The organism is Maribacter sp. TH_r10 (assembly GCF_033101095.1).
Lineage (GTDB): Bacteria > Bacteroidota > Bacteroidia > Flavobacteriales > Flavobacteriaceae > Maribacter_A > Maribacter_A luteus.
The window spans coordinates 109,531-133,564 of sequence record NZ_JAWMPY010000007.1 but is presented as its reverse complement, the minus strand read 5'-3'; the positions used below and the strand labels follow the sequence as shown (position 1 = coordinate 133,564).

25 protein-coding genes are annotated in these 24,034 nt (G+C 38.4%); 8 read left to right on the top strand and 17 right to left on the bottom strand.

Translation table 11 applies throughout. The features are described 5' to 3' along the window. Nucleotide 1 precedes the first annotated feature (1 nt). From rplE to rpsL, 17 genes are all read right to left on the bottom strand, one after another. Nucleotides 2-553: a 50S ribosomal protein L5 gene (gene rplE / locus R3X28_RS15495; protein ID WP_154363833.1), complete on the bottom strand. Its 552-nt coding sequence runs from the start codon at nt 551-553 to the stop codon at nt 2-4. 2 nt (nt 554-555) lie between these two features. After that, on the bottom strand, nt 556-870 hold the full coding sequence (rplX, locus tag R3X28_RS15490; protein WP_154363835.1) for a 50S ribosomal protein L24: 315 nt from the start codon (nt 868-870) through the stop codon (nt 556-558). A 14-nt stretch (nt 871-884) separates the two neighbouring features. After that, a complete protein-coding gene (rplN, locus tag R3X28_RS15485; protein ID WP_089894076.1) occupies nt 885-1,253 on the bottom strand; it encodes a 50S ribosomal protein L14 in 369 nt (122 codons plus the stop codon). A gap of 1 nt (nt 1,254) precedes the next feature. Beyond that, entirely contained in the window at nt 1,255-1,512 is a 258-nt protein-coding gene (rpsQ, locus tag R3X28_RS15480; RefSeq protein WP_154363837.1) for a 30S ribosomal protein S17, read from the bottom strand. 13 nt (nt 1,513-1,525) lie between these two features. Beyond that, nucleotides 1,526-1,717 carry a 50S ribosomal protein L29 gene (gene rpmC, locus R3X28_RS15475; protein WP_282054593.1) on the bottom strand — a complete coding sequence of 64 codons (192 nt, stop codon included), beginning with the start codon at nt 1,715-1,717 and terminating at the stop codon, nt 1,526-1,528. A gap of 12 nt (nt 1,718-1,729) precedes the next feature. Further along, nucleotides 1,730-2,155, bottom strand: a complete 426-nt coding sequence (gene rplP, locus R3X28_RS15470) for a 50S ribosomal protein L16 (protein ID WP_154363842.1) — start codon at nt 2,153-2,155, stop codon at nt 1,730-1,732. A gap of 20 nt (nt 2,156-2,175) precedes the next feature. Then, a complete protein-coding gene (gene rpsC / locus R3X28_RS15465; RefSeq protein ID WP_154363845.1) occupies nt 2,176-2,895 on the bottom strand; it encodes a 30S ribosomal protein S3 in 720 nt (239 codons plus the stop codon). Between the two features lies 1 nt (nt 2,896). After that, entirely contained in the window at nt 2,897-3,304 is a 408-nt protein-coding gene (gene rplV, locus R3X28_RS15460; RefSeq protein ID WP_317665517.1) for a 50S ribosomal protein L22, read from the bottom strand. A gap of 3 nt (nt 3,305-3,307) precedes the next feature. Further along, entirely contained in the window at nt 3,308-3,586 is a 279-nt protein-coding gene (rpsS, locus tag R3X28_RS15455) for a 30S ribosomal protein S19 (RefSeq protein ID WP_154363848.1), read from the bottom strand. Nucleotides 3,587-3,598: 12 nt separating this feature from the next. Next, nucleotides 3,599-4,423 carry a 50S ribosomal protein L2 gene (gene rplB / locus R3X28_RS15450; protein ID WP_317665516.1) on the bottom strand — a complete coding sequence of 275 codons (825 nt, stop codon included), beginning with the start codon at nt 4,421-4,423 and terminating at the stop codon, nt 3,599-3,601. 9 nt (nt 4,424-4,432) lie between these two features. After that, nucleotides 4,433-4,723: a 50S ribosomal protein L23 gene (gene rplW, locus R3X28_RS15445; RefSeq protein ID WP_154363853.1), complete on the bottom strand. Its 291-nt coding sequence runs from the start codon at nt 4,721-4,723 to the stop codon at nt 4,433-4,435. A gap of 6 nt (nt 4,724-4,729) precedes the next feature. Beyond that, complete coding sequence (rplD, locus tag R3X28_RS15440) at nt 4,730-5,359, bottom strand: 50S ribosomal protein L4 (protein ID WP_154363855.1); 630 nt, start codon at nt 5,357-5,359, stop codon at nt 4,730-4,732. Continuing rightward, the gene (gene rplC, locus R3X28_RS15435; RefSeq protein ID WP_154363857.1) at nt 5,359-5,982 is read right to left on the bottom strand and encodes a 50S ribosomal protein L3; all 624 of its coding nucleotides are present in this window, start codon (nt 5,980-5,982) and stop codon (nt 5,359-5,361) included. The genes rplD and rplC overlap by 1 nt, the downstream gene beginning before the upstream one ends. Before the next feature lie 230 nt (nt 5,983-6,212). Next, the gene (rpsJ, locus tag R3X28_RS15430; protein WP_007094989.1) at nt 6,213-6,518 is read right to left on the bottom strand and encodes a 30S ribosomal protein S10; all 306 of its coding nucleotides are present in this window, start codon (nt 6,516-6,518) and stop codon (nt 6,213-6,215) included. Nucleotides 6,519-6,528: 10 nt separating this feature from the next. After that, the gene (fusA, locus tag R3X28_RS15425; RefSeq protein WP_317665502.1) at nt 6,529-8,661 is read right to left on the bottom strand and encodes an elongation factor G; all 2,133 of its coding nucleotides are present in this window, start codon (nt 8,659-8,661) and stop codon (nt 6,529-6,531) included. Between the two features lie 6 nt (nt 8,662-8,667). Beyond that, on the bottom strand, nt 8,668-9,144 hold the full coding sequence (gene rpsG / locus R3X28_RS15420) for a 30S ribosomal protein S7 (RefSeq protein WP_154363862.1): 477 nt from the start codon (nt 9,142-9,144) through the stop codon (nt 8,668-8,670). Nucleotides 9,145-9,168: 24 nt separating this feature from the next. Beyond that, on the bottom strand, nt 9,169-9,543 hold the full coding sequence (rpsL, locus tag R3X28_RS15415) for a 30S ribosomal protein S12 (RefSeq protein WP_154363865.1): 375 nt from the start codon (nt 9,541-9,543) through the stop codon (nt 9,169-9,171). A 415-nt stretch (nt 9,544-9,958) separates the two neighbouring features. Between rpsL and R3X28_RS15410 the strand changes: the two genes are divergently transcribed. The 8 genes from R3X28_RS15410 to R3X28_RS15375 all read left to right on the top strand — a co-directional run bounded on the left by R3X28_RS15410 (nt 9,959) and on the right by R3X28_RS15375 (nt 23,978). Continuing rightward, the gene (locus R3X28_RS15410; protein WP_317665500.1) at nt 9,959-13,192 is read left to right on the top strand and encodes a SusC/RagA family TonB-linked outer membrane protein; all 3,234 of its coding nucleotides are present in this window, start codon (nt 9,959-9,961) and stop codon (nt 13,190-13,192) included. 26 nt (nt 13,193-13,218) lie between these two features. Next, nucleotides 13,219-14,937 carry a SusD/RagB family nutrient-binding outer membrane lipoprotein gene (locus R3X28_RS15405; RefSeq protein ID WP_317665498.1) on the top strand — a complete coding sequence of 573 codons (1,719 nt, stop codon included), beginning with the start codon at nt 13,219-13,221 and terminating at the stop codon, nt 14,935-14,937. Nucleotides 14,938-14,964: 27 nt separating this feature from the next. Beyond that, the gene (locus R3X28_RS15400; RefSeq protein ID WP_317665496.1) at nt 14,965-15,924 is read left to right on the top strand and encodes a hypothetical protein; all 960 of its coding nucleotides are present in this window, start codon (nt 14,965-14,967) and stop codon (nt 15,922-15,924) included. Between the two features lie 513 nt (nt 15,925-16,437). Then, nucleotides 16,438-17,193, top strand: a complete 756-nt coding sequence (locus R3X28_RS15395) for a hypothetical protein (protein WP_317665494.1) — start codon at nt 16,438-16,440, stop codon at nt 17,191-17,193. Between the two features lie 881 nt (nt 17,194-18,074). Next, entirely contained in the window at nt 18,075-21,254 is a 3,180-nt protein-coding gene (locus R3X28_RS15390) for a SusC/RagA family TonB-linked outer membrane protein (RefSeq protein WP_317665492.1), read from the top strand. Nucleotides 21,255-21,265: 11 nt separating this feature from the next. Continuing rightward, the gene (locus R3X28_RS15385; protein WP_317665490.1) at nt 21,266-22,708 is read left to right on the top strand and encodes a SusD/RagB family nutrient-binding outer membrane lipoprotein; all 1,443 of its coding nucleotides are present in this window, start codon (nt 21,266-21,268) and stop codon (nt 22,706-22,708) included. An 11-nt stretch (nt 22,709-22,719) separates the two neighbouring features. Continuing rightward, the gene (locus tag R3X28_RS15380; protein ID WP_317665488.1) at nt 22,720-23,460 is read left to right on the top strand and encodes a BT_2262 family domain-containing protein; all 741 of its coding nucleotides are present in this window, start codon (nt 22,720-22,722) and stop codon (nt 23,458-23,460) included. 11 nt (nt 23,461-23,471) lie between these two features. Next, nucleotides 23,472-23,978, top strand: a complete 507-nt coding sequence (locus R3X28_RS15375; protein WP_317665486.1) for a lipid-binding protein — start codon at nt 23,472-23,474, stop codon at nt 23,976-23,978. Nucleotides 23,979-24,034: the final 56 nt, after the last annotated feature.

The window sequence follows — 24,034 nt, the reverse complement described above, 5'->3', positions numbered from 1 at the left end:
ACTAATTCTTTTTAAAAGGTAATCCTAATTCTGTTAATAATGATTTTGCTTCTTTGTCGGTTGGCGCAGAAGTGACAAAGGTAATATCCATACCATTTATCCTGTTGATCTTGTCAATATTTATTTCCGGGAAGATAATTTGTTCGGTAACTCCCAAACTATAATTTCCACGACCGTCAAAACCCGTTGCACGTATTCCTTGAAAATCCCTTACCCTTGGCAAAGCCGAGGTAACCAATCGATCTAAGAATTCATACATCTTCTCACCACGTAAGGTTACTTTAGCCCCAATAGGCATTCCTTTTCGTAATTTAAATGCAGCTACATCCTTCTTAGACATCGTGGAGACCGCTTTCTGACCGGTAATCATAGTCAATTCATCAACAGCGTGATCAATCAACTTTTTATCGGCCACGGCAGCACCTACACCTCTACTTACCACGATTTTCTCTAATTTAGGCACTTGCATTACATTTTTGTAACCAAATTCCTCCTTAAGCGCATCTACGATACGCTCACTGTACTCTTTTTTTAATCTTGCAACGTAAGCCATAACTAAATTACTTCATTGGATTTTTTAGAAAACCTAACCTTCTTACCATCGCGAACTTCCAATCCTACCCTAGTAGTATCGTTCGATTTTGAATCGATCAACGATAGATTGGAAATATGGATAGGAGCTTCCTTCTTCACAATACCACCTTGAGGGTTGTTCGCACTTGGCTTCTCATGCTTGGAAACCATGTTGGCACCTTCAACGATAGCCTTATTTTTTTCGATAAACACCTTAGTAACTTTACCTTCGGTACCTTTATGGTCTCCGGCAATGATCCTTACGGTATCTCCTGTTCTTATCTTTAACTTTTTCATCGTAGTCTTAAATATTAAAGTACCTCTGGGGCCAATGATACAATTTTCATGAATTGCTTATCACGCAATTCCCTTGCAACAGGTCCGAATACACGTGTACCCCTCATTTCACCGGTTGGGTTCAATAATACGCAAGCATTGTCATCAAAACGAATATATGAACCATCCGGTCTTCTAACTTCTTTTTTTGTTCTTACCACAACCGCGGTAGAAACTGCTCCTTTTTTGATGCCACCATTCGGCGTAGCCTCTTTCACGGCAACAACGATCTTGTCACCAATTGAAGCATATCTTCTTTTTGTACCACCCAGAACTCTAATGGTCAAAACCTCTTTTGCTCCAGTATTGTCTGCTACCTTTAGTCTTGATTCTTGCTGTAACATATTATTTAGCTCTTTCTAGGATTTCTACTAACCTCCAACATTTGGTCTTACTCATGGGACGGGTCTCCATAATCTTTACGGTATCACCAATATTGCAATCGTTTTTCTCGTCGTGGGCAACATATTTCTTTGTTTTCAACACGAACTTACCGTACATAGGGTGCTTAACTCTTTTTACTTCGGACACAACAATGGATTTTTCCATTTTGTCACTAGTAACAACCCCTACTCTCTCTTTTCTTAAGTTTCTTTTTTCCATAAAGCAGAACCAATTATTGGTTTTCCCTTTTAGTTAATTCAGTAGCTAATCTTGCAACCGTTCTTCTTACTTTCCTGATCTGAAGTGGATTCTCCAAAGGAGTTACAAAATGTGCCATTTTTAAATCGGCATGCTGCTTCTTATACTCAGCTAGCTTCTCCGTAAGTTCTTCGACCGATAATTTTTGTACTTCTAAATTTTTCATGATTCCTTACGATTAATTCTGATCCGTATAATCCCTTGCAACAACAAATTTCGTTTTTACAGGTAATTTCTGAGCCGCTAAACGCAAGGCTTCCTTCGCAATTTCTTGGCTTACTCCACCAACTTCGAACATAACCCTTCCTGGTTTAACCACAGCCACGAAATATTCAGGAGCACCTTTACCTTTACCCATACGTACCTCCAAGGGCTTCTTGGTAATAGGCTTATCTGGGAATATCTTTATCCACAATTGACCTTCCCTTTTCATATACCTTGTTGCAGCGATACGCGCAGCTTCGATTTGACGGGAAGTCAAAAATGATGAATCCAAGGATTTAATGCCAAACATACCATTCGAAAGCTGATGACCCCTTCCGGAGTTACCCTTCATCCGGCCTTTCTGCATTTTACGAAACTTGGTTCTTTTCGGTTGTAACATTTCTTTAGTTCTTTAAAAAATTACTTTCTACGACGTTGCTTTCTTTGACCGTCCTGTTTTCCACCTTTTCCACTTTGGCCTTTTTGCATTCCGACCAACGGGGAAAGTTCCCTCTTACCATAAACCTCACCTTTCATGATCCAAACTTTGATACCTAATCTTCCATAGGTAGTATGGGCTTCATGTAAAGCATAATCTATATCTGCTCTAAAAGTGGATAATGGAATACGACCATCTTTATAAGACTCAGACCTTGCCATTTCAGCACCGTTCAAACGTCCTGAAATCTGCACTTTAATTCCTTCAGCATTCATTCTCATAGCTGCAGCAATCGACATTTTAATAGCCCTTCTGAATGAAATTCTACTCTCGATCTGCCTTGCAATACTTGCAGCAACCAAATTCGCATCTACTTCAGGTCTTTTGATCTCGTAGATATTGATCTGAACCTCTTTATTGGTAATCTTCTTTAATTCCTCTTTAAGTTTATCAACTTCCTGACCACCTTTCCCGATAATGATACCAGGCCTAGCAGTGGTAACCGTAATAGTGATTAACTTTAAGGTTCTTTCAATTATTACCCTAGACACACTTGCCTTTGAAAGACGCGCATGTATGTACTTACGTATTTTGTCGTCTTCAGCCAGCTTATCACCATAATCATTTCCACCGTACCAGTTAGATTCCCATCCTCTGATAATTCCAAGACGATTTCCTATTGGATTTGTTTTCTGTCCCATTCTAGCTTGCTGTATTATTATTAGACCCCAAAACCAATGTCACATGGTTTGAACGTTTTCTTATTCTATGCGCTCTACCTTGTGGGGCTGGTCGCAATCTTTTCAACATAGTACCACTATCGACCCTTACTTCTTTGACGATAAGGTCAGCATCTTCCAAACTAGAATCCTCATTCTTAGCTTGCCAGTTAGCCAAAGCCGATAAAAGCAATTTCTCTAATTTTCGAGAAGCTTCCTTTGAGTTGAATTTCAAGATAGCCAATGCCTTCTCTACTTCAACCCCTCTAATTAAATCAGCTACCAATCTCATCTTTCTAGGTGATGTAGGACAGTTGTTCAATTTGGCGAAAGCCATTTGTTTTTTTTCAGCCTTGATTCTTTCGGCCATTTGTCTTTTTCGAACTCCCATAGCTTACTTTTTACCTTTATTCTTTGCCCCTGCATGACCCCTAAAAGATCTCGTCGGAGAAAATTCGCCTAATTTGTGACCTACCATGTTTTCAGTAACATATACTGGAACAAATTGTCTACCGTTGTGTACTGCTATTGTCAACCCTACGAAATCCGGTGTAATCATTGAAGCCCTAGACCAAGTCTTGATAACGCTTTTCTTACCCGAGGATACACTTTGTTGGATTTTATTTTCCAAACTATAATGAACGTAAGGTCCTTTTTTTAATGAACGTGCCATTTCTTTTTCTTTTTATTTCTTTCTACGTTCTAATATATATCTATTCGTACTCTTAGTCTTAGAACGAGTCCTAAAGCCTTTAGCAGGAATTCCGTTTTTAGATCGTGGGTGACCTCCTGAAGCCCTACCTTCACCACCACCCATTGGGTGATCAACAGGGTTCATAGCTACCGGCCTTGTCCTTGGCCTTCTACCCAACCATCTACTTCTACCAGCTTTTCCAGACACCAATAACTGATGATCGGAATTCGAGATAGCACCTATAGTGGCCATACACTCGGACAATATCAATCTTGTTTCCCCAGATGGCATTTTAACGGTAACAAACTTACCTTCCTTAGCCATTAACTGAGCAAAAGTACCAGCACTTCTGGCCATTACAGACCCTTGCCCTGGACGCAACTCTATACAAGAAATAATAGTACCCAAAGGAATATTCTTTAACGGCAATGCGTTTCCGATTTCTGGAGCCACATTATCACCGGAAGATACAGTTTGACCAACTTGCAAACCATTTTGGGCAATAACATATCGTTTCTCCCCATCCGTATATTCCAACAAAGCTAAAAATGCCGTTCTGTTTGGATCATATTGAATTGATTTCACAGTAGAAGCAACATCCTGCTTATCCCTTTTGAAATCAACAACTCGATACCTTCTTTTATGACCCCCACCTCTATGGCGCATGGTCATTTTTCCTTGACTGTTTCTACCTCCGGACTTTTTTAACGGAGCGAGTAAGCTCTTCTCCGGCTTATCAGTAGTAATGGAGTCAAATCCATTTACTACTCTAAAACGCTGTCCTGGAGTGATTGGTTTTAATTTTCTAACTGACATTTTTTGTCTTTATAGATTACTGTAAAAATCAATTATATCACCTTCTACAACATCAACAATCGCTTTCTTAACTGCGTTTGTCTTTCCATGCTGAATTCCGGTCTTAGTATATCTCGTCTTTCTGGTAGGACCATAATTCATGGTTCTTACCTTTTTGACAGAGACACCATAAGTTGCTTCAACAGCATCTTTGATTTGAATTTTGTTCGCCTTAGGATCCACAACGAAACCATAACGATTATGCAACTCGCTATCCGCAGTCATTTTTTCCGTTATAATTGGCTTTATCAACACACTCATGGCTTCCTATTTATTTAAGTTCGTTTCAATTCCTTCCAAAGAACCTTCCAACAATACGATATTATTTGCGTTCAATATTTTGTAAGTGCTTAATTCTGTGTTAGTTACAACTTCAGAGCGCTCCAAATTACGCGAAGACAAATATACACCATTATTTGAATCACCCAACACAATTAAAGATTTTTTGTTTTCCAAACCTAAAGACTTTAAAATTTGCACAAAATCCTTTGTTTTCGGGGTATCAAAATCAAAATCCTCAACAACCATTACAGAATTCTCTTTTGTCTTAAGACTCAAGGCGGATTTCCTGGCTAAACGTTTTAAATTTTTATTCAATTTTTGGGTATAATCCTTAGGTCTTGGGCCAAATATTCGACCACCACCTCTGAATATGGGAGATTTGATACTACCGGCCCTAGCGGTACCAGTACCTTTTTGTTTTTTAATCTTCCTTGTACTACCGGCAATCTCACCACGTTCTTTAGCCTTGTGGGTACCTTGTCTTTGATGCGCCAAATACTGCTTAACATCAAGGTAAATTGCGTGATTGTTCGGTTCTATGGCGAAAACAGTATCGGAAAGGTCTACCTTTCTACCTGTTTCTTTTCCTTTAATATCTAAAACTGCTACTTTCATTACTGCCACCTTTTAATGGTTACATAAGCATTCTTATGACCAGGAACACAACCTTTAACAACTAAAAGATTTTTCTCTGGAACTACTTTTAAAACTTTCAGGTTCTGAACTGTCACTTTTTCACCACCCATTCTACCGGCCATTTTCATACCCTTGAATACTCTTGCAGGATAAGAAGCGGCACCGATGGAACCAGGGGCCCTTAGTCTGTTATGTTGACCGTGCGTAGCCTGTCCAACACCTCCAAAACCGTGTCTTTTAACAACACCTTGAAAACCTTTTCCTTTTGATGTTCCTATAACATCAACAAATTCACCTTCTACAAACACATCAACACCTACGGTGTCCCCTAGTTTGTATTCACCTTCAAAACCTTGGAATTCAGCGACTTTTTTCTTGGGAGAAGTACCTGCTTTCTTAAAATGGCCCAGTTCGGCCTTGATTGCACGTTTTTCTGCCTTGTCATCGAAACCAAGCTGAAGGGCATTATACCCGTCGACCTCTTCGGTTCTGACTTGGGTAATTACGCATGGCCCTGCTTCAATGACAGTACAAGGAATATTCTTCCCGTTCTCGTCGAAGATGCTGGTCATACCTACTTTTTTACCTATTAACCCAGACATATTATTACTATTTATTAATTACTATTAATTCTTTTCAAAAAAACAGGGCCAAAAATAATTCAGCCCTGAATTTATCTTTGATTCCGTTTTTCCCTCGCACGCAGCTTGGGACATGTTACCCTGAACTTCATTCAGAGTCCGTTTTTCAAATTTTAGGTCTTGAAACTAACAATTTACCTGAAATGTTTGCCCAACACCCTTCCTCTTAAAAAAAGAGGAATCTGTAATCCTTATACCTTGATCTCAACTTCAACACCACTAGGAAGCTCTAACTTCATTAAGGCATCGATAGTTTTGGATGAAGAACTATAAATATCCAACAAACGCTTATAAGAGCTTAATTGGAATTGTTCCCTTGACTTTTTGTTCACGTGTGGCGAACGCAACACGGTAAAAATCTTTTTATGCGTTGGCAAAGGTATTGGCCCTGTAACAACAGCACCCGTAGTCTTTACCGTTTTAACGATTTTTTCTGCAGACTTATCTACTAGATTATGATCGTATGACTTTAGTTTTATTCTGATTTTTTGACTCATCTTCTTAAAATTAAGCGGTTACGCCTTTAGCTGCTTTAATTACTTCATCTGCAATATTAGAGGGTGTTTCCGCATAGTGCGAGAACTCCATAGTAGATGTTGCCCTACCGGATGAAAGTGTTCTCAAAGAAGTAACATAACCGAACATCTCTGAAAGAGGCACAGTACCCTTTACAACTTTAGAACCGGCCCTATCACTCATATCTGAAATAGTACCCCTTCTTCGGTTTAAATCCCCAACGATATCACCCATGTTTTCTTCAGGAGTCAATACCTCAAGCTTCATAATAGGCTCCATGATTACGGCACCAGCAGCTTTACCTGCCGCTTTATAACCCATTTTTGCAGCCAACTCAAAAGACAATGCATCCGAATCCACTGGGTGGAAAGAACCGTCTTTAAGCACAACCTTCATGGTATCCATTTCATACCCTGCAAGAGGGCCATTTTTCATTGCCGCGATAAAACCTTTCTCTACGGACGGTATAAATTCTTTTGGAATACGACCACCTTTGATTTCATCAACAAACTGAAGACCATCTCCTTCGAAATCCTCATCAGCAGGCCCCATTTCAAATACAATATCACCGAATTTACCTCTACCACCGGATTGCTTTTTATAAGTTTCCCTATGTGATGCAGTCTTGGTAAGTGCTTCTTTATACTCTACCTGAGGTTCACCTTGGTTTACCTCTACTTTGAATTCACGTCTTAAACGATCAACGATAATATCTAAATGAAGCTCTCCCATTCCGGATATAATTGTTTGACCTGAAGATTCGTCGGTCTTTACTTGGAAAGTTGGATCCTCTTCAGCCAATTTAGCCAAAGCCATACCCAATTTATCCACATCAACCTTGGTTTTAGGCTCAACAGCTATACCAATTACAGGATCAGGAAAATCCATACTTTCAAGTACGATAGGATGTTTTTCAGCCGACATGGTATCCCCGGTTTTAATATCTTTAAAACCTACGGCCGCACCTATATCCCCTGCTTCGATATAATCGATAGCATTTTGTTTATTGGAATGCATTTGGTATATACGAGAAATTCGTTCTTTTTTACCAGACCTATTGTTCAAAATATACGAACCAGCATCCAATCTTCCAGAATAAGTTCTAAAGAAAGCCAACCTACCCACAAAAGGATCGGTCGCAATTTTGAACGCCAAAGCAGCAAATGGCTCCTTTACATCTGGCTTACGGGTTTCTGGCTTCTCCGTATCGGGATTAATACCAACGATATCATCCTTATCCAAAGGAGAAGGCAAATACCTACAAACGGCATCCAATAAAAACTGAACCCCTTTATTTTTAAATGAAGAACCGCAAATCATAGGAATAATAGCCCTATCCATAACGGCAGCCCTTAATGCAGCATGTACTTCTTCTTCAGTAATGGAATCTTCATCCTCGAAGAATTTTTCCATTAAGTTTTCATCATACTCCGCTACGGCTTCGATCAAGGCAGCACGGTATTCATGTACCTCTTCCTTCATCTCCTCTGGAATATCCACAACATCAAAGGTGGAACCAAAATTCTCATCGTGCCAAATAATGGCCCTGTTTTTGGCCAAATCAACGATACCCCTAAAATCAGCTTCTTCACCAATAGGCAAAACAATAGGCACAGCATTGGAACCTAACATTTCCTTTACCTGCTTGCTAACCATTAAAAAGTTAGACCCTTGACGGTCCATCTTATTAACGAAACCAATCCTTGGAACCTTATAGTTGTCTGCCAACCTCCAGTTCGTCTCAGACTGAGGCTCAACACCATCAACAGCACTGAACAAGAAGACCAATCCATCAAGAACACGCAATGAACGATTCACCTCCACAGTAAAATCAACGTGTCCCGGAGTATCAATAATATTAAAATGATAAGGTTTTGTCTCATCAGTAACCTTACCATTCTTCATTGGGAAGTTCCACTCACATGTTGTCGCAGCAGAAGTAATGGTAATACCACGTTCCTGCTCCTGCTCCATCCAATCCATAGTGGCAGCACCATCGTGCACCTCTCCTATCTTATGACTAACCCCCGTATAAAACAAAATACGTTCGGTAGTCGTAGTTTTTCCAGCATCAATATGCGCTGCAATACCTATATTCCTTGTATATTTTAAATCTCTTGCCATTTCTGATTAAAATCTAAAGTGAGAGAATGCTTTGTTTGCTTCGGCCATCTTGTGCGTATCAACCCTTTTCTTAACAGCAGCGCCTTCTTCTTTTGAAGCCGCCAAAATCTCAGCAGCCAACTTTTGGGCCATACCTTTCTCATTACGCTTACGCGCAAAACTGATAAGCCACTTCATTGCTGTGGAAATTTTCCTGTCCGGTCTGATTTGCATAGGAATCTGGAAGGTAGCCCCACCAACTCTCCTACTTCTTACCTCTACATGAGGCATAACATTGGAAAGCGCGTCTTTCCACAACTCCAATGCCGTTTTCTCCTCATCCGTATTTTTAGATTCTACAATATCTATCGCATCATAAAATACACTGAATGCCACTGACTTCTTACCGTCCCACATCATCATATTGACGAAACGAGTCACCAATTGATCGTTAAACCTTGGATCTGGTAATATCGGTCTTTTCTTTGCCTGTCTTTTTCTCATTACTGTCTTTTAAAAAAGTTTAGATTACTTCTTAGGTCTTTTTGCTCCATACTTAGACCTACGCTGGGTTCTTCCAGCAACACCAGCAGTATCCAAGGCACCTCGGACAATATGATATCTAACACCTGGCAAATCTTTTACTCTTCCGCCTCTTACCAATACTATCGAGTGCTCTTGCAAGTTGTGTCCTTCACCTGGAATGTAAGCGTTCACTTCCTTTCCATTGGTCAACCTTACCCTTGCAACTTTACGCATTGCAGAGTTTGGCTTCTTGGGAGTAGTTGTATATACCCTAGTACATACACCCCTCCTTTGAGGACACGAATCCAAAGCAGCCGATTTACTCTTCTTGGTAATCGAGGCCCTTCCTTTTCGTACTAATTGTGAAATTGTTGGCATACTATATATAATGTATAAATATTTTACCCTTCGTTTAAGGGCTGGCAAATGTAGTAATATTTCATTATAATTCAAACACATATGAATTAATTTTGAAGTTTTTTTTGACCACGTTCTTCAATTGGCCTTGGCCCGTTTTCAGAACAACGTTGTCTTCCTTACTATTAACTCAAAATCCCACGCTACATTAAATGCATACTTTATTGTAATTTATCTTACTTTTTGCTGAGCTTTTCAATGTTTTTTACCATTTCCTCAGTTTGCTCAAATTATTTTAAACTATCCCTATTTTATAACAATTCATATTACATTAGTTGCATTATTTACACAAAAACCTAAAATATTATTAAAATAAACTTGCATTATTAACTTTATATTAAGATTTTAGCCGCCAACTAATTCAAATATTATAAAAATGAAAACAAATTTAAGAGGAATCTTAACGCTGCTCTTGGCGTTTGTTGTGCACATTACGTTTGCACAGGAAAAAACGATTTCCGGTACGATAACAGACCAAGATGGTCTGCCGCTTCCGGGGGTCAATGTTGTTGTACTTGGCACCACAACTGGAACACAGTCCGATTTTGACGGACTCTATTCAATTAGTGCTTCGGAAGGACAAACACTCCTTTTTACTTATGTAGGTCAAAAAGACGTAAGAAAAGTTATTGGTGTTGGCAACACTATTAGCATCCAAATGGAAGATGACGCACAAGCACTTGAAGAGGTTGTTGTTGTTGCTCAAAACATTAAAAGGGAAGCCGGTTCCTTAGGTTATGCTGTTAGTGACGTTGGCGGAGAACAAATCGAGGAACGCGCACAAGGCGATATCGGTAGAATACTTCAAGGTAAAGCCGCAGGTGTAAACATAACCGCTACCAACGGTGTTTCTGGTTCGGGTACCAATTTCATCATACGGGGTTACACCTCATTATCAGGAAGCAACCAACCTCTTTTTATTGTAGATGGTGTTCCTTTTGACGGTGGCGCTAACGAACAATCCGATTTTTTTGACAGCGCGGGAGAATCCAGTAGATTTTTGGATTTAGATCCTAATTCCATTGAAAACGTTAAAGTACTTAAAGGATTAAGTGCAACAGTACTTTACGGAGAAAGAGGTAGAAATGGTGTTGTACTTATAACCACAAAGAGTGGGAGTTCAAAAGCAACCGCGAAGAAACTAGAGGTAACAGCCAGTTCTTCCTATTTTATTAGTGAAGCCGTACTCCCTAAATTCCAAACACAATATGGCGGTGGTTTTCATCAAGCTTTCGGTTTTTTCTTCAGTAACTGGGGACCTGATTTCGCAGACACTAGAGAATTTCCATATGGAGCGAACTTTAGAGGAATTGACACAGATGGCACAGTTTTAGTTAGACACCCATTTGATGCTATTGCTGACCAATCTTTAATCGTTGGGTTTGAAGATTTAGCAGCCTCCAACTACCGATACCAAAACTATAACAGCGTACAGCAATTTTTTAGAACCGGTGGAGTTTCCACTAATTCAATCAACTTAAGGGGAGCTACTGAAAATGCCACTTATAATGTGAACATGGGTCATTTAGAGGACAAAGGTTTTACCCCTGGAAACAAGGTAATACGGAATAACATCGGAATCGGTGGTTCTGCTAATTTAACTAACAAGATTACCGTTAGCGGTACATTGAATTATGCAAATACCGATTATAGAACCCCTCCAATCTCTGCATCCGCAGGTAGTGGTACCGTTGGTGACGGTTCATCAGTATTTGGTGATGTAATGTACACACCAAGAGGAGTTGACTTATTCGGACTTCCATATCAAACTGCTGATGGACGAAGTATCTATTACCGTTCCGGTAACGATATTCAAAATCCAAGATGGACCGTGGCAAATGCCAAGACAACTCAAAATACGGAACGTGTTTATGGAAATCTAAGTTTTAATTACCAACTTACTGAAAATCTTGGCGTATCATACCAACTAGGACTTGATACCTACACGGAATTCGGAACTTATGGTCAAAATGCTGGTGGTGTTGATGGCGACCCAACGGGTATCTATAGAACTACCACTGTCAAGAATAAGATATGGAACCATGCCGTTAACTTTAGTTATAATAAAGACTTTAGCGAAGATTTGAATTTACAGGCAGTTCTAGGAGCTTCTTCCCGTCAGGATTCTTTCTTCAGGGACGGGGTTGAAAGCACAGATCAATTGGCTTTTGGTGTACTTAAACATTTTAACTTCGTTAACCACTCAACAGTAAACAGTTTTACCGGTTTGGACATTGCCCGCGAACAATTAGAAAACCAAACAGGTATTTATGCTGATATTACCCTAGGCTATAAATCAGGACTTTTCTTGAACCTTGCGGCCCGTAATGATTGGAGTTCTACTTTGGAACGTGATAATTATAGCATCTTTTATCCTGCGGCAAGTCTTTCTTTTATACCCACTAAATTTATAGATGGTATGATTAGTGAAAACTTCCTGAGCAGTCTTAAAATGCGAGTAGGTTACGGTACTTCGGCAGGATTCCCTGACCCTTATGGTACAAGGAACACATTAGCCTTAACATCTAGGGATTTTGTTACGTCTGCAGGTAGTGTTTTATCCAGTAATGCGGTATCTAACCGATTAGGTAATCCGAATCTAAAAGCAGAAACCGTTTCAGAATTGGAAGCGGGTATCGATGCCCAATTTTTCCAAAACCGATTATCATTGAATGTCAGTGTTTATAAAAAGACCGCTGAGGATTTGATAACCGATCAAAATCTTGATCCTTCAACAGGTTTCACCGTAACAAGGATCAATGCAGGTTCATTGGAAACCAAAGGTATTGAAGTTGATTTTGATTTTACACCAATAAGTACTCCAAACTTTAGATGGAACCTTGCAGGAAATTTCTTTGCAGATGAAAGTGTAATCACAGAGCTCCCTGCAGGTACTGAACAAATCGTTCTAACCAGTTCTATTGGAGGCCGTCCAGCTAACTACGCTATCGAAGGTCAGCCTTACGGTGTCCTACTAGGCCGTGCAACTTTAAAAGATGACGCAGGAAATAGAATCGTAGCGGCAAGTGGAGAATACTTGGTTGGAAATGATTTAGAAGTTATTGGCGACCCCAACCCAGATTGGAATGCCGGTATTACTTCGACTTTCACTTTTAAGAACTTTACTCTTTCCGCAAACGTATTATATCGTCATGGCGGGGATATCTTCTCCCAAACTGCAGCTACTTTATTGGGCCGTGGTACGGTAGCCGTTGCAGGAATTGACCGCGAGTCTACTTATATCCTCCCTGGAGTTTTAGAAGATGGTTCTCCTAATAACATCCAAGTAACTGCAACAACACTTGGATTCAATACAATCGGATTTAGTGACGGTAACGATTTACAAATTTATGATGGATCCACCCTAAGATTGAACGAAGTTAGTCTTAGTTATGATTTACCTGCCAAATTTTTAGACAAAACCCCTTTTGGCAAACTTAGTTTTACATTAAGTGGAAACAACATTTGGTATAAAGCATTTAATTTCCCGGAAGATGTAAGATTTGACACGAACACCCTAAGTACAGGAGTTGGAAACGGACAGGGGATTGACTATATCACAGGACCTAGCTCTAGAAGATATGGACTTAGTGTTAAAGCAACATTTTAATAATAAACTTTATAAACTTAAAGAAAATGTTAAGACAATATAAAAAACATATATCCAAAGGCTTAGGCATACTAATGCTATCCTTTGGTTTCAACTCCTGCGAAACAACGGAGTTGCAAATTCTAGACAATCCTAATGCACTGACACCTTCCCAAGCAGACGCTGACTTATTCCTTAATTCAGTAGAAATAGGATTAGCGACCTTTTTCGATGGTGATACCCAAGGAATATCAGAACAAGGAATGGAAGTAACAAGAATGTTACATATGTTCGGCCCTACATATACCAATGCATACGCAGGTAGTGATTTCGACGAAAATTGGACAGAAGCGTATGCCGAAGTTCTTGCTGATATTAGAGCTATGGAGGAAGTTGCTGAAGAAGCAGGACTCTATACCCATATAGGTATAGGTAAGGCAATTGAGGCATACGTGGTTATGACCCTTGTAGACAACTATGGCGACATACCCTATTCAGAAGCTTTAGCGGGCGCCGATAACACCAACCCTGCATTAGATGATGATGCCGCTGTGTATTCAGCAGTAGAATCTTTACTTGATGAAGCCTTGGCAGAATTCAATAAAGAAGAGCTTACAGGCCCAACATCTGATTTATTTTATGGTGGAGACGAAGCTAAATGGATAAAATTCGTAAATACATTAAAATTGAAATTATACATCCAAACTCGTTTAGTAGACTCTAGCGTTGGTGGTAAAATCAATAGTTTGGTGAATGGTGGAAATTTAATATTATCGGAAGCCGACGATTTTGCATTTACTTATTCAACGACAGATGCCAACCCAGATAGTAGACACCCAATCTTTGCACGTAACTTTAACGTTGCTGCCGATGTTGCCGATTATATGTCCAATTCATATATGGTTAGGATAAAAGATGAATACGGTGGTACCGACCCTAGAACTAGATATTACTTCTATAGACAATCTTTAGATTTCACTGAAGACCCGAACGAAGCAGAATGTATAACACAACCAAGACCTTCCCATTACTCTTCTAGCGATGTTTTCTGTAATCCTGGAGATGGGTATTGGGGACGTGACCATGCAGATGACGATGGTATTCCACCAGATGGCGGTATTAGATCAACTTGGGGCGTATACCCAATAGGTGGCTTATTTGACGACAGTAGAGGCGAAGCTATACCAGGAAGGAACATAGGTTTACAAGGTGCCGGTCTATCTCCGATAATGCTATCTTCTTTTACCAACTTTATGTTGGCCGAAGGTGTATTAACAGCAGGGGTTACCGGAGATGCAAGAGCTTATCTTGAAGCTGGAGTTAGAGCCTCGATTGCCAAAGTCCAAGCAGTTGGTGAAGGTGTTGATTATCTAGAAGACATTGTTGTAGCTGATGACCCGGACACAGAAGATGTAGATGAAGAAAAAACCGTTCGAGACCTATATGTACCTGACGCTGATGATGTTGATCGATATGTGAATTTCGTATTAGCAGCTTACGATGCCGCGTCTGGCGAGGACAGGGTAGAAATTGTTGTTAACGAATATTTCAAAGCCCTTTTTGGAAACGGTGTAGAAGCCTATAACACGTATAGAAGAACAGGTTTCCCATCAGATATGCAACCTACTTTATTAGAGAGCCCTGGTGATTTCATCAATTCTTTCCTTTATCCAGATGAATTGGTAAATCAAAACTCAAGCGCAAGCCAAAAAGCTAGCCAAGCAGTTCGTGTTTTCTGGGCTGAAGGTGGACCAACATTGGAATAAAAATAATTTTAAGAAAAAAATATAATCATGAAAAAAATAAATAAACTTTTCTTATTTCTACCTCTATTGGTCTTGATATTCGGCTGCGAGGATGAGGATAAGAACCCGTTTCCATTAGATATATTGGAACAAGCAGCAGTTTTAAGAACTATTGATTTGGTTAGCCCTGCTAACATCAATAAAAATGACCCAGGAAGTTCTGAGTTTTTTGTAGAAGTCGAGGCAGATGATTTTCAGAACAATACCAGATTCTCTTCTATGGAGGTATATATTTCCTTAGTCGATAATTTTGTTGACCGTGATGGCGAAACCGAAACGGAACTTGATGATGAAGACATCAGCATTTCAGATGTTCTATTCACCACCGTATCCGCTTCCGAATTTACTATTTCGAGTGAAAGTGGAAAACCTAGATACACGGTATCTTTTACTGGTGCCGAAGCGATTTCCGCTTTAAACATCGGGGACAACCTACCAAAGGTAGATGGAGGTGACATTATCAGAGTGCGTTTAGCAATGATTTTAGAAGACGGATCCGTTTACACAAGCACCAACGTAAATGGTAACGTAACAGGTCAATTCTTTGCTTCTGGGTTTAGGTATGACAATACTGTTGTTTGCGTCTTACCTTCCCCACCTGCTGGCGATTATACTCTTGTAATGCAAGATTCATATGGTGACGGTTGGCAGACTTCTAACGGGAATGGAGGACCTGGTATCACCATTACCTTATCTAATGGAGAAATACTTGAAGCAGGTCTTTGCTCTGCATACGAAACAACCTATGATTGTACAGCCGGTGACGGATTTGCCGGAACTACGACGGTAACAATTCCTGAAGGTCTTACATCCGCAGATTGGTATTTCCCAGGTGATTTTTACGCAGAAATATCATTTCAAATCTACGCCCCAAGTGGTAATTTGATAGCTTCATATGGTGTAGGCTCTGGTGAAGGATTAATCCCACTGAACTTATGTAATGAATAATAATTAGGTATAACATATTATACCTAAAATAATTAAGCCGTTCTAGTATTAGAACGGCTTTTTTATTTTAGGAATTAAACCTAAAAAACATGCCTAACAACTAATTTTAAATTAATAATTGTATTTCCCTATATGACCATTTCATAAGTATATTTTACCCCCTAAATCCTATAACGATTAATGTTTTTTTGGAAAAATACTTTATCATAAAAACAACCTCCACTTAATAAGGCATTAAGAAGAGTTAGGAGTCAATATACAATACCTCTTCTTGAAATACATAGTATACTACTACCAATATATTTACATTCTATTTTATTTTCCTGCAAGTACACCCTTATTTAAATAAAAAGAATATGCTTAAATTTATTCAAATCAAAACCTTTTATACTTAACTCATTTCAATTTAAATGAAATTCGATAAGTTTAAATTTTTTGTCCATGAAAACTAGATGTTGGCCCGATTTTTGAGCTTATTATTTGATTAACAACCCATTATAAAACACATTAATTATGATCAAACTAAAAAAAATCATTCCTGTATGCCTTATAGCACTTTTAACTTCAGCTACGAATTTTGCCCAATATGGCAATGTCAATGGTCGACAATCCAATGCGAACTTTGAGGCTAATTTAGCCGCCAACAATGTTCTAAGGGGCAGGGATTTATTACAGGATGTTTTGAAACAAAAAAACAACAATGAGCTGTCTCTCTCCGAAATTGAAGGCAACCCTTATCTAAATGAAAATTTTTTAAAGGGCAGACTAATGTACAAAGACAGCATAGAACTTGGGGAGTACCTAATGCGATATCATTCATTTGCCGATGAATTTGAAATCAGCAATGCAGAAGGACCCGGATTCCTAAATAAAGCTGACTATTTAAGGGTAAACTTAGCTGGTGATAGTTATAGACCCTTAAATTATATTGATGAAAATGGAGAAATTAAAAAAGGTTTTTTTATCATTAAATCAGAAGGACCAAAAGCCAGTCTTTTCTTAAGAAAATACAAAAAAGTGAAACCTGCACAAGAGGCAAAAACAAGTTTTCATAAAGCAACTCCAGCTAAATTCTTAGCATATGAAAACTATTTTTTAAAGTTTGGCAATGAAGCTCCTTTTGAAATTAAACTAAAAAAAGGTAAATTCATAAAGCTTTTCCCAGAAAACCAAGATAGACTCAAAAAATACATAAAAACAAACAATCTAAATTTAGAAGAAGAAAAGGATGCTATTACTTTAATCGATTACTACAATTCACTTCCTTAATATAAAGCAAATATTTAAAAACAAATACCATTCAGATACAACTGAATGGTTTTTTTATGCCTTAATTAGATATGTATTTAGCAACTAAACAATAGAAAAATAAATATGACATCTAACAAAATGAAATATACTCCATTCGAAGCTTAGCCACAAAACATCACAACACTTCCAAACCAGATATCTTACTATTAAACCAAGAAACTATAATTTAACACTAAAAGTTACAGCTGAACTCCAATCAGCAAACACCAAATTTAAATACTTCCTAAGAACAAGTAGAATCCTCTATTTAAAAGAATACCCTAACACAATAGAAAAATTTATAACAACGATATCGCAACATTTTACCTCTTTTTAAACCATAGACACCTCTTACTTAACAGTAAATTCCTTTACTATTAACATTGCTGAAAACTATATCAACCCAAATCTTGCGTAGAATAACACTTATATAGTAGAACAATTAACGTAAACCAAAGAAATACAAAATTCAGAAAACACCTAGCCAAGCAATTATCATTTACCATTATTCTCAACAATCGCACCTATTAACAACACTTAATGAGCAACTGAGCTTATTTCTTTATATTTTGTTTATTTCTTATGTTAATTTATTGTTTTTAAGCAATTATATCAATTATTGTATCAACAAAAATAAACCGCTGTAATTCAATTAATTAGCCATATTCTTAATTATAAGGGCTTTTTTTTATTGTATTTTTATTTATATCGTTATTTATTGTATATATAATAATGCTAAACACATTTAACTAACAATGTTATAATTTTCACAACACTTCCTTAATGTTTAACTAACATTTATAGGAATATTAACGTGAATTTGTGAATTTTGCCTTTGCTAAATCAAATAATTATAAAAAATGAGAACAAATTTAAGTGGAATCCTAGCGCTAATTTTAGCGCTTGTTGTGCACATTTCTTTTGCACAAGAGAAATCGATTTCCGGTAATGTCACGGACCAAGACGGTCTACCATTGCCCGGGGTCAACATTTTAATTAAAAATACCACTCGTGGTACGCAAACTGACTTTGATGGTAATTACGTCATTAAGGCTAACGTAGGACAAACATTGGTTTTCTCTTACATTGGCTATAAAGACCAAAACCAAACCATAGGCAGTTCCAGTACAATAAGTGTTCAGATGGAGGAGGATGCACAAGCTTTGGAGGAAGTCATTGTGGTTGGCGCCTTTGGTGTCAAAAAACAAGCTAGATCAGTTGGTTACGCTACTACAAAAGTCGACTCAGATGAGTTGACCGAAGTTGCAACATCCAACCCTTTTGAAACCCTTTCAGGTAAAGTTGCCGGTGTAGATATTTCCGCTCCTTCACAACCTGGTGCCTCAGTTAAAGTTGTCTCAAGGGGATTTGGCTCGATTACTGGAAGCAACAACCCTCTTTATATTGTTGACGGGTCACCTATATTGGACCAAGCAAATGGTTCTTCAGGGTCAACCAGTTCTTTTGACGTTGGTTCCGGTCTCGTTGATATCGACCCGAACAATATCGAAAGTATTAACTTCTTAAAGGGTGCCTCAGCAACTGCACTCTACGGATCACGAGCTGCGAATGGTGCAATCTTAATTACCACAAAAAAGGGTAAAGGTAAAATCAATGTATCCATATCTTCTTCAATAGATTATAGCGAAGTAGGTAAACTTGTCGATTCACAACAACAATTCGGAACAGGTTGGTCAGGACAATCATACTCCAATGTAACCGGGGAAGGATCTTCCGCTGCAAGTAACGAAAATGGATCTTGGGGTGCTGCTTTTGACGGAGAAATGAGAGCATGGAGTCGAATCGTGGACAATACACAACTTATTAAACCTTATGAGGCCCTAGAAGACAACCTAAGGGAGTTCTTCGATGTTGGCAACACATACACTAACTCCATTACTATTGGAGGTGGCGGTGAAAATTCCAATGTTTCATTCACTTATTCAAGAGTGGATTCTGATGGTGTATTCCCAACAGATTCAGATTCTTTTGAAAAAGATAACTTTGGACTTACAGCTGGAATGAACTTTGACAAACTTAGTGTACAAGCTACGGCCAACTACACACACAAAGATCAATGGGCCGTTCCTACGGGTCAAGGTGACGATGCCAGTTTTGGTAAATCTCTTATGCAAGAATTGATACAAATGCCGAATGACGTTAGTCTTGTCGACATGGAAGACCAATCCAATATCTTCAATACACCCAGTTATTTTTACACACCTTACGCAACCAATCCTTATACAACTTTAGAAAGCAATAAAGTTCATTCGCTTAAGGATAGGTTCTTCGGTAATGTTAATCTTCAATATCGTTACAATGATAATTTGAGCTTTACTTTTCAAGTAGGTGGTGATGTTGAAAATGAATACATTAAAAGAACCGGAGCCATTATAGAATATATAGAAGGCTCCCCTCAAAATTTGGCAGGTGCCAATGAAGTTGTTGGTGCTGTTGGGGAATACAAGTACACTAACAAAGAATTAGATGCTTATTTCAACATCAATTACAACAAAGACCTTAGTGATGATCTTACTTTAAGTACTTTAATTGGTTATAACTACAACCAACGAAGCGGTGACAACTTATCAGTTGTTGTAACTGATTTGGATTTACCGGATTATTATGAATTGAGCAACTCAGCCTCTACCCCATCATTAACACAAAACGATTACCTCAGAAGGGTTTTTGGTTTGTACGGAAGTGCTGAATTTGGTTACCAAAACAAATATTTCCTAACCTTAACTGCTAGGAATGACTTTTCATCTACACTACCAGTAGAAAATAACTCTTACTTCTATCCTTCCGCTTCATTGGCTGCGGTTGTATTAGATACAAATTCATCATTTATAAAATTAAGAGGGGGCTTGGCTCAAATAGGTAACGATACCAACATGTATCAAATCTATTCTACTGCAGGCCAAGCATATAACCAAGGTTACTTTGGTGCGATAGAATACCCATTTGGAGGCATCAACAGTTATGAAATCTTAGGAACTATCGAAAACCAAGAATTAAAACCTGAAACAACTACAGAAGTAGAGTTAGGTTTTGAAAGCCGATTCTTTAACAGTAGGTTAGGATTGGATGTTGCCTTCTACAATCGTCAGACAGACGACCTTATCGTAAGTCTTGATGTACCTAGATCAACAGGATATTCAAGTATAACAGGAAACTTTGTAGACCTTCGTAATAGAGGTGTAGAACTTACGTTGACAGCAAGACCAATTGTTACCAACGATTTTAAATGGGACTTAACATATACTTTCACTAAAAACGAAAGTGAAGTTACCGATGTTGCCGGTGACCAAGATAAAATTTCCATCTATAGTGCCTACAACATAAACTTCTATGCCGAAAAAGGGAAACCACTTGGTGCATTTTATGGGCCAACACCTGACACAACGGAAGACGGTCAAATAATAGCCGACGCCGATACAGGTTATTACACTTACGATGGTGAAGAAGATTATTTAGGGTCATCACAAAGGGATTTCGTAATGGGATTGCAAAACTCATTTACCTATAAAAATTTCAAATTCTCTTTTAATTGGGATTGGAAAAAAGGAGGAAAAATGTATTCTTACACTAAACGCCTAAGTTATTTTGTTGGAAACGCTCAGGAAACCACTTATAACGACAGACAGCCTTTCATTATCCCTAATTCAGTTGTAGATAATGGTGATGGTACATACAGTGAAAATTCAACGTACGTAGATTACGAAGATGTCACTGGTTTTTACAATGCTTCTAACAATCCCGCTATCGAAGGTGAATCTGTTATTGACAAATCTTTCATTAGATTACGTCAAATGTCTTTAGGTTACAGCTTACCTAAGTCCTTTGTTGAATCCGTAGGTTTAAGCTCTATGTCGTTTTCTTTATACGGAAAGAACCTTTTCTTATGGACTCCAAGCGACAATACTTATGTTGATCCAGAAACAACGACCTATGGTCGAGGTATTCGTAGTGAATTTGGTGAATTTGCAACCAACCCTTCTCAAAGGTCATACGGAGCCACTGTAAAACTATCATTCTAAAAAGAACAACGATGAAAAAAACATTTTTATATAGCATAATGCTTTTCACAGGGTTACTATTGTATACTTCTTGTGACAATGAACTTGACATTAATTCTGATCCGGATTTATTAACCCCGGAACAAATTCCTATGGCCTCGGAATTGCCAACTTCCGAAACTGGAATAGCAGCAGCAGCAGGTACGTATTTTGCGATTCCAGGAGGATTTTGGAGTCAATTTTGGACACAAAGTGCAGTTGCCAACCAATACGTGACTGTTGATGATTATTCATTGACAAACACCCATGCTTTCTTTAATTCAGGCTGGTCTCAAATGTATGATGCCCTAACGGATATCAGAAACATCAAGGCTAACGCTGAAGCTGACGGGAACTGGAATTATTATTTGATAGCATCTACTTTGGAAGCTTATTCCTTCCAATTATTGGCCGATTACTTTGAGTCGGTACCTTACAGCCAAGCAAACGACCCTTCTATTTTAACCCCTGAGTTCGAAAGTTCTGAAGAAATATACAACCTAATGGCCTCTAGCTTAAATTCAGCATTGGCAAAGGACCTATCTTCTTCACCCGCAGATGATGTTCCCGGGGAAACAGACTTTTTGTTCAGTGGTGATATGGAACAATGGACAAGATTTGCAAATACTTTATTATTGCGAATCTATCTTAGACAATCAAATGCACGACCTACTGTAGCAGAAGCCGGAGTTCAATCTTTAATCAATTCTGGAGCTCTTTTCCTTGATGAATCAGCAGCTATTACACAATTTGTTGATGAGGCAAGTAGAAGTAACCCACTATATGAAAACGAAAAAAGACAGTTGAATGTGGGTACTAACCTAAGGGCAAGTAATACAATGGGTTCATTTTTAGTTGATAACTCAGACCCCAGATTAGCTAACTTTTACGATGGGACAACATTCCAAATCCAAGGTGATTTCGAAGATGGATCAAGTGATGCATCCGTAGTTGTTCTTGAAGCTACAGCCCCATTTTATTTTATTTCCAAAGCAGAAAGTAAATTTTTACAGGCAGAAGCTCGAGTAAGGTATATGGGTGGCACAGGAGCCAAAGAACTTTATGACGAAGGCGTCATTGCCGCTTTTGAACAATTTGAATTGGATGGCACTTCTTTTGTTTCCGGTTCTTATGCTTATCCTGATGGTTCCGATGAAGAAAACATCAAAGCGATAATCACACAAAAATGGGTTTCCTTTTTTCCTGGAAATGGCTTCGAAAGCTTTATTGAACAAAATAGAACGGGCTATCCTGCTATAAGTAGTGTTGATGGTGATGACCTTTCTTATGTTCCTGGCGAACTTACTTATTCTGTAGAAGGAACAACTGGCGGATTATTTCCAAGAAGGTTCTTGTTCCCTCTAGATGAAACACAAAGAAATACCAACACCCCTAGCCAAATTGCCATCACTGAAAAGACATGGTACGCTAACTAAAAAACTATAAAATGAAAAATAAATTAATCGTAATATTTGCGTTTGCATTCGGGTTATTTACCTCGTGCTCATCTGATGATGATACCGCAGACGTTTCAAAACTGACATCATTTCCTTTAATCACACTAAATGGTGATACGGAAATGTTCATTACCGAAGGAGAAGAATATGTGGAACCTGGAGCAAATGCCACTGAAGCAGGTTCAGAAATTGAACTTACAACAAGCTTCGAATCAGGAACATATAGAGCAATTAGTGGATTGGATACAGATGTATCCGATCAATACATTATTGAATATTCAGCTACAAACCAAGATGGTTTTGATGGAAGTGCTTTTAGAACCATTTGGGTAGCGGGAGACGGCGATTTCAACTCAAGTATTGAAGGCCTATATACATCTACCGTTACTAGAAACGGATCTAGTACAAGAAGTGACATGCAGTATATAATAGTATGGAAAAACGAAGATGGTTCCTATGGCGTTAGTGATGCTATCGGGGGCTGGTACGATTTTGGATCCGGTTATGGAAGTGCTTATGCTGCTAAAGGCCTTTCTTTTGATTTTGATTTAACTTCAAATACTTTCACTAGTGGCACTGAATCAACGTTACCATGGGGCGGAACCGTTTACATGACTTCATTGTCAATAGACCCATCAGCCAAAACTATCAACTTCGTAACTGACTGGGATTATGCTGGAACAGTTGCTGCCTATAGTTTTGATGTAACTTTAACAAAGGTTGAATTTTAAAAAATTATCTAATGAAAAATATATTTAAAAATAATATTCTTGCAAGGGCAATTCTCTTTGTTTCCTTACTGTCTTTGGCCGTTTCTTGTGATGAGCATGAGGATTTGGATGTTGGTACAACTGCTCTAGTGGAAGCCAGTGGAGATTGGTATGTAGAGTTTTTAATAGACGGCGTTGATGTATATGGCTTAGGTTATAACTTACTAACGACTAGCAATAGCGCCGATGAAACTTCAATATGGATAGATGATCATGCCAACATTTGGCAATTCAAGGCGAAATGCCCAATAGACATTGAAAGTCTTAAATTCGATGGTTCAGATCTTGAAAGTAGTGTAGACGGTTATGATGTAACCTTACAGATAACCAATGGTACAATTATCAAAGATGGTGCTACTTCAACAGGAGGAAATGTAGTTGACAGTATATATTTTGAAGCTGAATTTTCTGATGATCCTGGAACCATATATCAGTTTGCAGGTTACAAAAGAACAGGATTAGCCGAGGACGAACATTAATCCGTTCAACCAAATATTAAACAAAACCACCTCAATCGAGGTGGTTTTTTTATTTA

Excerpts from the sequence above, each read along its gene's own strand:
- rplW (WP_154363853.1), bottom strand. The coding sequence starts at position 4,723 with ATGAGTGTGTTGATAAAGCCAATTATAACGGAAAAAATGACTGCGGAT.
- rpsC (WP_154363845.1), bottom strand. The coding sequence starts at position 2,895 with ATGGGACAGAAAACAAATCCAATAGGAAATCGTCTTGGAATTATCAGA.
- rpsS (WP_154363848.1), bottom strand. The coding sequence starts at position 3,586 with ATGGCACGTTCATTAAAAAAAGGACCTTACGTTCATTATAGTTTGGAA.
- rplP (WP_154363842.1), bottom strand. The coding sequence starts at position 2,155 with ATGTTACAACCGAAAAGAACCAAGTTTCGTAAAATGCAGAAAGGCCGG.
- rpmC (WP_282054593.1), bottom strand. The coding sequence starts at position 1,717 with ATGAAAAATTTAGAAGTACAAAAATTATCGGTCGAAGAACTTACGGAG.
- R3X28_RS15380 (WP_317665488.1), top strand. The coding sequence starts at position 22,720 with ATGAAAAATAAATTAATCGTAATATTTGCGTTTGCATTCGGGTTATTT.
- rplX (WP_154363835.1), bottom strand. The coding sequence starts at position 870 with ATGAAAAAGTTAAAGATAAGAACAGGAGATACCGTAAGGATCATTGCC.
- rplN (WP_089894076.1), bottom strand. The coding sequence starts at position 1,253 with ATGTTACAGCAAGAATCAAGACTAAAGGTAGCAGACAATACTGGAGCA.
- fusA (WP_317665502.1), bottom strand. The coding sequence starts at position 8,661 with ATGGCAAGAGATTTAAAATATACAAGGAATATAGGTATTGCAGCGCAT.
- rplD (WP_154363855.1), bottom strand. The coding sequence starts at position 5,359 with ATGAAAGTAGCAGTTTTAGATATTAAAGGAAAAGAAACAGGTAGAAAG.
- rpsG (WP_154363862.1), bottom strand. The coding sequence starts at position 9,144 with ATGAGAAAAAGACAGGCAAAGAAAAGACCGATATTACCAGATCCAAGG.
- R3X28_RS15390 (WP_317665492.1), top strand. The coding sequence starts at position 18,075 with ATGAGAACAAATTTAAGTGGAATCCTAGCGCTAATTTTAGCGCTTGTT.
- rplV (WP_317665517.1), bottom strand. The coding sequence starts at position 3,304 with ATGGGAGTTCGAAAAAGACAAATGGCCGAAAGAATCAAGGCTGAAAAA.
- R3X28_RS15405 (WP_317665498.1), top strand. The coding sequence starts at position 13,219 with ATGTTAAGACAATATAAAAAACATATATCCAAAGGCTTAGGCATACTA.
- rplE (WP_154363833.1), bottom strand. The coding sequence starts at position 553 with ATGGCTTACGTTGCAAGATTAAAAAAAGAGTACAGTGAGCGTATCGTA.
- R3X28_RS15375 (WP_317665486.1), top strand. The coding sequence starts at position 23,472 with ATGAAAAATATATTTAAAAATAATATTCTTGCAAGGGCAATTCTCTTT.
- R3X28_RS15395 (WP_317665494.1), top strand. The coding sequence starts at position 16,438 with ATGATCAAACTAAAAAAAATCATTCCTGTATGCCTTATAGCACTTTTA.
- rplC (WP_154363857.1), bottom strand. The coding sequence starts at position 5,982 with ATGTCTGGGTTAATAGGTAAAAAAGTAGGTATGACCAGCATCTTCGAC.
- rpsQ (WP_154363837.1), bottom strand. The coding sequence starts at position 1,512 with ATGGAAAAAAGAAACTTAAGAAAAGAGAGAGTAGGGGTTGTTACTAGT.
- R3X28_RS15410 (WP_317665500.1), top strand. The coding sequence starts at position 9,959 with ATGAAAACAAATTTAAGAGGAATCTTAACGCTGCTCTTGGCGTTTGTT.
- rplB (WP_317665516.1), bottom strand. The coding sequence starts at position 4,423 with ATGTCAGTTAGAAAATTAAAACCAATCACTCCAGGACAGCGTTTTAGA.
- R3X28_RS15400 (WP_317665496.1), top strand. The coding sequence starts at position 14,965 with ATGAAAAAAATAAATAAACTTTTCTTATTTCTACCTCTATTGGTCTTG.
- rpsJ (WP_007094989.1), bottom strand. The coding sequence starts at position 6,518 with ATGAGTCAAAAAATCAGAATAAAACTAAAGTCATACGATCATAATCTA.
- R3X28_RS15385 (WP_317665490.1), top strand. The coding sequence starts at position 21,266 with ATGAAAAAAACATTTTTATATAGCATAATGCTTTTCACAGGGTTACTA.
- rpsL (WP_154363865.1), bottom strand. The coding sequence starts at position 9,543 with ATGCCAACAATTTCACAATTAGTACGAAAAGGAAGGGCCTCGATTACC.